Origin of the sequence: Geminicoccus flavidas (genome assembly GCF_009806515.1) — a bacterium.
GTDB classification, from domain to species: Bacteria; Pseudomonadota; Alphaproteobacteria; order Geminicoccales; family Geminicoccaceae; genus Geminicoccus; species Geminicoccus flavidus.
In genome coordinates, this window is sequence record NZ_WUJP01000044.1 from 1 (window position 1) to 6327 (window position 6327).

A 6327-nucleotide genomic window follows, 5' to 3' on the forward strand; every position below is an offset into this window, starting at 1 on the left:
GGAAGGGTTCAGCTTTGCATCCACCGACGCTGGATTCCTACCGGTCCCGCATCTTGGCCGTGTGGTGCTAGAGGATGACGTGGAAGTTGGCGCCAACACGACCATCGACCGAGGCTCGACGGGAGACACCGTGATCGGCGCAGGCTGTCGCCTCGATAATCAAGTGCAGATCGCGCACAATGTCCGCCTCGGCCGCTGCTGTGTGGTCGTGGCGAAGGTGGGCATTGCCGGTTCGACGGTGCTCGATGATTTTGTTCAAATTGGCGGTCAGGCGGCACTGGCCGGACATTTGCGGATCGGAAAAGGAGTCCGAATCGGGGCGCAGGCAGGCGTGATGTCGGACGTGCCCCCGGGCGTGGCGCTGGTTGGCACTCCGGCCCAGCCCAGACACGAGTTCTTCAGGCAGGTGGCTATCCTCAAGCGGATGGCGCGCCGGTGGACGAAGTCACGATAGAGACGGGATTCAGAGCCCAGAGCCGGTAGACTCTGGATGCCCCAAGTCGCCCCAGGCACAGGTAAGTACGCTTAAGCTGTAGATCTCTCTAGTCGGCGATGGCGCCAGTAGAGGGCTACGAAGATTGGAAGAAATAATGCAATCTGTGTTAGAAGATTTGTAATATCGAAAGGATTATATATGCTCAATGTACTACTAATACCGCTATAAAAGCTTGCAGATCTTGCAAATGCGCCAAATACTGCAGCTGCATTTGCCATCACGGCCAAGACAAGCCATGCATTGGCAAACCGCATGAGCGTCTTATTCATCAGGATCATTGTCCTTGGCGTTGTCCGCAGGAGTTTAGTGGGGCAGTCTCTTCCAACTGTAGGCCAGCCTTTATCAGGCGGGGGACAATTTGCTTGGTCGCACGCTTGGCCCACCAGCATCCTCGATAACGCCTGCCGGTCGCCGGCCGTGCAGCCGCCTTGTACCTTCGGCTCGCACAACGTTGCCTCCGACCAGGCTACCCATTCGAGGAAGCACAAGGGCGTAGTGTGTTCCATCTGAGGTGGATCCTGATCGTTCAGAACATCGTATAGAACGTGGTGTGGGCTGATGACGACGATACGCCGATCCAACGTTCCGACTTCTGCACCTTTGCTGGGGCAGAAAACTTGGCCTACGCGCAGGCCACTGTCTGGGGTCATTCGTGCTTTATAGCACGATTATCCCGGCCATCTTGCTATTTTATTCTAAGCGCCAGGAGCAACCTCGACGCCTGCAAGCCGATAGAGGCGCACCATGGGGCTTGAGCCAATTGCCCAGCGGCTCTTCACCCGCCGGTCCGTCTCCAACTGCAGGATCACCTCATAAAAGTCTCTGTCGCTCAACTTCGCGCGTTCGCGCAGGGCTGGGCCTGATAGCTCGTGCCCATCTGCCAATGCCGCCAGAATGGCGCTCTTCGCCGCGTTCTCAGCCATCGGCCGTGCTCCTGGAGCCATTGTTATTCAAGGCGAAGTTGCCGCCTTAACAGGAACCTCTTCAGCAGTTAGAGGCTCGTCTTTGCTCCCTGACTTTAGGCCTGTCTCGATCAGATGAGCCGATGGCTTCCTCAGCCGCACGCCAGGCCCGCCGCCGTTCTCAGGGATAAATTCGATGCCGTTCTCTATGAGCGCACGCTCGATGGCATTCTGATTGGCCTTCGTCGGGCTTCCTCGGCCAGTCTCAAATGCCCGCAGCGTACTGAGGCCGACACAAGCAGCCTTTGCCAAGGCTTCCTGTGACCATCCGAGGAGCGCGCGCCCAGCGCGACATGTGGCAGGGGTTATCATGTAGCCAGAAGTGCCATGCTTTGGCTACTTTCGTCAACATCAACGAGTTTCGTTGACAGCAACGCTTGGCGGGCTCACAACGATTTTCGTTAACTGGCCCGGCAGGAGCTACCACCTTCCCGCCGGGCCTGACCTTACGCAGGAGTACACATCCATGCGATCGGCTAGCCATTTCCATACCACGTCCCGCCGCACACTGCTCGCTCAAGCTGGCGCAGCCTCGCCCATCCACCCCACTCGCGACGTCGACCGTCTGCTGACGGGAGGCGTGGCATGAGCGACGACAGCTTCAAGCGCATGGCTATGAAGGTTGCCGTGGCGGCCGCCCAGTGCACGGATGTGGCCAGGCGCGATCTGAGCGCGGCCGGACGGATCAGCACCCTGTACCTGGACTGGCTGGCCGCGAAGGACCAGAACTACTGGTCCATGCACAACCTCCGGCATGTTCCAGAAGGCAGCGAGCGCCATGAGAAGGCCGTGGAGCGGATTGTCAGGCAACGCGCCATGATGTTCCGCTTGGTCGAGAAGGCCTGCGCGGTGCCGCTGGATGACCCGGAGGCACGCCGGCAGCTGCAGCGCTTCGCCGACTGGATCGAGAGGTCCGGCAGTGATCATGAGGATCGCGATATCGAGCTGATCGAGGCACGCCTCGACGGGGTCATTCAGGGGCGCTGCCAGGTGGTGCCGATCCGGCCGCTGCCGGTGACGGCCAAAAAGCGTACCCGCACCCGAAAGGGAGCGGAAGCATGAGTGCCAACCGATGCAGGGCCTCTGGCAGCGCGTCCAGCCTGCCGCCGACGGGCATGCCCGACCAACCGCCTTCTAAGCGGCTGTAGACCGAAAGTTCTGCAGACCTCTCGGGTAAGCCGGTCTATTAACGCTGATGCAGGCGTGCCTGGCGCGCACTGCATGGACGTCGAGCTTCGGCGAACCCAAGAAGGCCGCCGCCCAACCTGCAGGCGGTCTGGTCGATGCAGAGCTCAGCAGGCCGCCCTGCAGCGCATCCTTAGGGGCGGCCCCTTTTCTCTCTGTTCGCGTCTTGTCGATCCCACCGCGGCTCATGCCGCCGGTGATCCCTGGCGCATGGGAACTCATCATGGCCGACTTCCCGGCGATGCCGTTCTACACGGACGCTTATCTCGCCGACACGACCCATCTCACCACCGAGGAGCACGGCGCCTATCTGCTCCTCCTGTTCGCCGCCTGGCGCTCGCCCGGCTGCTCCCTGCGTGACGACGATGCCTTCCTGGCACGCGTGGCCAAGGTCACGCCTGATCGCTGGAAGAAGCGGCTGCGCCCAGTCCTGGCGCCGTTCTGGCGGATCCAGGACGGGATCTGGACGCAGAAGAAGCAGCAATCCGTTCGTGAAAAGCTCGGAGCGATTTCGGAGAAGCGCGCCAAGGCCGCACGACAGGCTCGGGAGGCTAAGCCCTTGGCGCTGCACGGAGCGGCACCAGCAAATGAGGGAGCAACCGGCCAGCAAACCGGCCCCTATCCAAAACCAAATACCAGAACCAAAGAAACACCCCCTACGGTCCCCCTCCCGGGAGACGCGCGTGTGCTCGAGGAGTTCGAGGTCTGGTGGCAGGCCTATCCGCGGAAGATCGGCCGCAAGGCGACGCTGGAGGCCTACCAGCGAGCCCGGGATGAGGCGGAGGCAGGCCAGCTGCTGGCGGCCGTGCAGGCCGCTGCAGTGGCCTCGAAGGCCGAGGGCACGCAGGACCGGTTCATCCCGCACCCGGCGAACTGGCTGGAGCAGCGGCGGTGGCAGGATCAGGCGGCAGAGGTGCCGGCAGCACCCGCTGAGCCGATCGAGCTGGCGCGGCTCGCCGCTGGGGCTCTGCTCGCGACGCAAAGCCGGGCTAGGTACGATGCGTTGTTGGAGCGGGTGGGCCCCGGTGAGTTAATTAGGCTAGCGCGGCACTATGGAGACGGACGGGATACTCGTGACCTGTTCATGATGGTCGAGCGGACGGGGAAAAAGCGTCATTGTGAGGTATAGCGTGGCCACTTACGAGGAAATTAGAGACATCGTCGTGGACCTGCTGCAGGGCCAGGAGAGGACCGAATACCCAAACAACCAATTCGAGCATCTGAAATACAATGTTGCCGCCGTCCTGGCTAGAAGAGAAAACCGCCAGTCTCAACGTCATCCGGCGCTAAATGAACTTGAGTCTGAACTTACTCGCGATGTATTTTGGGACCTCTTCCGACAGGGCTACATTACCTTAGGAAGCAACAATGCCAATCCGAACTGGCCATTCTTCAGACTTTCCCACCACGGTCAGCAGGCGATCACGAGCGGCAGACCGTGGAGATTCCACAGTGCTGAATCATATCTTCAGCTTGTGCGGGCCCAGGTCCCTAGTCTCGACGACCTAACGGCGATCTATCTCGAAGAAGCAGTATCAAGCTTCTATGCTGATTGCATTCTGGCCTGTTGTGTAATGCTCGGGGTTGCTTCAGAGAACGAGTTCTTGAATTTCCTGAGTGCTTCGACTTCTAGTTCGCTATATAGTCGGCAGTTCACCAGCATACAGTCAGAACGCACTATCCTACGGAAAATCGACGCATTTCGACGCTTCATCGCCCCTATCGCTAGGGGACTGCCTAACCAGGTAGGTGAGGACATCGAGACCAACTTTCAGGGCGTTCAGTCGCTAATCCGCTTTAGCCGGAACGAAGCAGGGCATCCGCAGGGCGATGTTCCCAGTCGCGAGCACGTATACGTCCTCCTGCAGCTCTTCATTCCTTACGCGCAGAAGGTTGCTGCCTTGAAGTCGTATTTCCCAACGACCTAATCACCCACCCGACACCTGTGCTACCTCGGTGCTACCGCATTCTCCGTTCAAGTCCGTCAGGCAGCATTCATTTCGGCTAAGTCTTTGAAATAACTTGGTCCCCGCTGCCGGACTCGAACCGGCACGCCTTGCAGCGAGCGATTTTAAGTCGCTTGCGTCTACCTGTTCCGCCAAGCGGGGCTGCGGGGCCAGCCTAGCAAGCCGGCGGCGGATGCGGAACCGGGCTCAGGCTTCGGCCTTGGTTTCCACCCCGCGCTCCAGCGCCCAGGCGGTGAGCCGGGCATACCCGGAATCGAGCTGGGTCTGATTGGTGCCGCGGAACACGATGGTGGTGCCGTAGCGCCCGTCGCGGGTGAACGGGTAGCTGCCGATGTCGATCCCGGCATGGTCCTGCTGGATCTTGCCCAGCGCCTCGGCGACCTCACCTTCGGGGGTGAACAGGGTGAGGCTCCTGGACTTGAGGCGCGGGCCGCCCTTCAGGCGCGCCTTGATGCCGTCGAACATTGCCCGCATGATCGCCGGCACGCCTGCCAGCACATAGACGTTCTCGACCCGGAAGCCCGGCGCGATGCTGACCGGGTTGTCGATCAGCTCGGCCCCTTCCGGGGTCTCGGCCATGCGCATCCGTGCTGCGTTGACCTTCTCCGGCGGAAAATAGGCGAGCAGGCGTCGCTCGGCTTCCGGGTGGCGGCCGAACGGCAGGCCGAACGCCTTGGCGACGCAGGCCGACGTGATGTCGTCATGGGTCGGGCCGATGCCGCCCGTGGTGAAGACATAGGTGTAGCGGCGGCGCAGCGCGTTCAGCGCGTCGACGATCTCCGCCTCGATGTCGGGCACGACCCGCGCCTCGGCCAGGCGCACGCCGATCTCGCCCAGCTCGCGCGCGATGTGCGCGAGGTTCACGTCCTGGGTCCGGCCGCTCAGGATCTCGTTGCCGATGATCAGGACCGCGGCGGTCGGCTGCTCACTCATGTCGCTTCGGCTCCCGCAGGCTGACAGGCACCGGCGCAGGCGGCGTCACGGGCGGCTTGCGCGCGCCGGTCCGGCCAACCTAGTCGACGGGGCCGGCTGGAACCTACATGGGCTCCTCGCAGCCCGCCATGATCATGTCCGGCTTTGTTCCTGTTCGGCCCTTGCAGCACCTCCGCCAGCCGAAGAGAACGAACTTGAGCAAATTCTACCACTGGTTTAGTTCTGATGGTCGCCGCGCCAAGCAAATCCGAAGGAATGCCCGTGCGCCCGACGTCCCGCTGCATCACCTCCAGGATTTCGCAGCCATGCGCCGGGCTGGCCGCCTCGCCGCGGCAACACTGGCGATGATCGCGCCGCTGGTCCGCGAAGGCGCCACCACCAGGGCGCTGGATGCCGCATGCGAGGCGTTCATCCGCGACCATGGCGCCCTGCCCGCCCCGCTCGGCTACCAGGGCTATCCGTTCGCGACCTGCATGTCGCCGAACGAGGTTGTCTGCCACGGCATGCCGGACGACCGGCCGCTCGCAGCCGGCGACCTGCTCAAGATCGATATCACGGTGGAACTGGCGGGCTGGCACGGCGACTGCTGCCGGACCTTCGCGGTGGGTGAGATCGATGCCCGCCGGCAGCTCCTGATGGAGGTGAGCGAGGCGGCCCTGGCCGCAGGTGTGGCGGCGGTGCGGCCGGGCGGCCGCCTGTCGGCGATCGGGCGGGCGGTCCAGGAACTGGTCGAGGCGGCGGGCTTCAGCGTGGTGCGCAGCTATTGCGGCCACGGCATCGGCCG

The 6327-nt window shown here is 62.3% G+C and carries 7 protein-coding genes, 1 tRNA gene and 1 pseudogene; 5 read left to right on the forward strand and 4 right to left on the reverse strand.

Annotated elements, in window-relative coordinates:
- Positions 1–454: pseudogene (locus EQG76_RS01165) on the forward strand (UDP-3-O-(3-hydroxymyristoyl)glucosamine N-acyltransferase); the annotation flags it as partial.
- A gap of 737 nt (positions 455–1191) precedes the next feature.
- Here EQG76_RS01165 and EQG76_RS01170 read toward each other — a convergent pair.
- A complete protein-coding gene (locus tag EQG76_RS01170; protein WP_159709847.1) occupies positions 1192–1419 on the reverse strand; it encodes a hypothetical protein in 228 nt (75 codons plus the stop codon).
- 27 nt (positions 1420–1446) lie between these two features.
- On the reverse strand, positions 1447–1770 hold the full coding sequence (locus EQG76_RS33220; RefSeq protein WP_159709849.1) for a helix-turn-helix domain-containing protein: 324 nt from the start codon (positions 1768–1770) through the stop codon (positions 1447–1449).
- Between the two features lie 315 nt (positions 1771–2085).
- On the opposite strand from EQG76_RS33220, the gene EQG76_RS01180 reads away from it, so the two are divergent.
- From EQG76_RS01180 to EQG76_RS01190, 3 genes are all read left to right on the forward strand, one after another.
- Positions 2086–2520, forward strand: a complete 435-nt coding sequence (locus tag EQG76_RS01180) for a hypothetical protein (protein ID WP_159709851.1) — start codon at positions 2086–2088, stop codon at positions 2518–2520.
- Positions 2521–2866: 346 nt separating this feature from the next.
- Positions 2867–3772: a DUF1376 domain-containing protein gene (locus tag EQG76_RS01185; protein WP_159709853.1), complete on the forward strand. Its 906-nt coding sequence runs from the start codon at positions 2867–2869 to the stop codon at positions 3770–3772.
- 1 nt (position 3773) lies between these two features.
- On the forward strand, positions 3774–4571 hold the full coding sequence (locus EQG76_RS01190) for a hypothetical protein (protein WP_159709855.1): 798 nt from the start codon (positions 3774–3776) through the stop codon (positions 4569–4571).
- Between the two features lie 95 nt (positions 4572–4666).
- On the opposite strand, the gene EQG76_RS01195 is transcribed toward EQG76_RS01190, so the two are convergent.
- Both EQG76_RS01195 and EQG76_RS01200 read right to left on the reverse strand, forming a co-directional pair.
- A tRNA-Leu gene (locus tag EQG76_RS01195) sits at positions 4667–4751 on the reverse strand.
- A 45-nt stretch (positions 4752–4796) separates the two neighbouring features.
- On the reverse strand, positions 4797–5543 hold the full coding sequence (locus tag EQG76_RS01200; RefSeq protein ID WP_159709857.1) for a competence/damage-inducible protein A: 747 nt from the start codon (positions 5541–5543) through the stop codon (positions 4797–4799).
- A 305-nt stretch (positions 5544–5848) separates the two neighbouring features.
- Here EQG76_RS01200 and map point away from each other — a divergent pair.
- Positions 5849–6327, forward strand: a 479-nt coding sequence (map, locus tag EQG76_RS01205; protein ID WP_159709859.1) for a type I methionyl aminopeptidase, incomplete at its 3' end; no start/stop codon positions are given.

Coding starts and splice junctions, on each gene's coding strand:
- EQG76_RS01185 (WP_159709853.1), top strand. CDS start 2,867: ATGGCCGACTTCCCGGCGATGCCGTTCTACACGGACGCTTATCTCGCC.
- EQG76_RS33220 (WP_159709849.1), bottom strand. CDS start 1,770: ATGATAACCCCTGCCACATGTCGCGCTGGGCGCGCGCTCCTCGGATGG.
- EQG76_RS01170 (WP_159709847.1), bottom strand. CDS start 1,419: ATGGCTGAGAACGCGGCGAAGAGCGCCATTCTGGCGGCATTGGCAGAT.
- EQG76_RS01200 (WP_159709857.1), bottom strand. CDS start 5,543: ATGAGTGAGCAGCCGACCGCCGCGGTCCTGATCATCGGCAACGAGATC.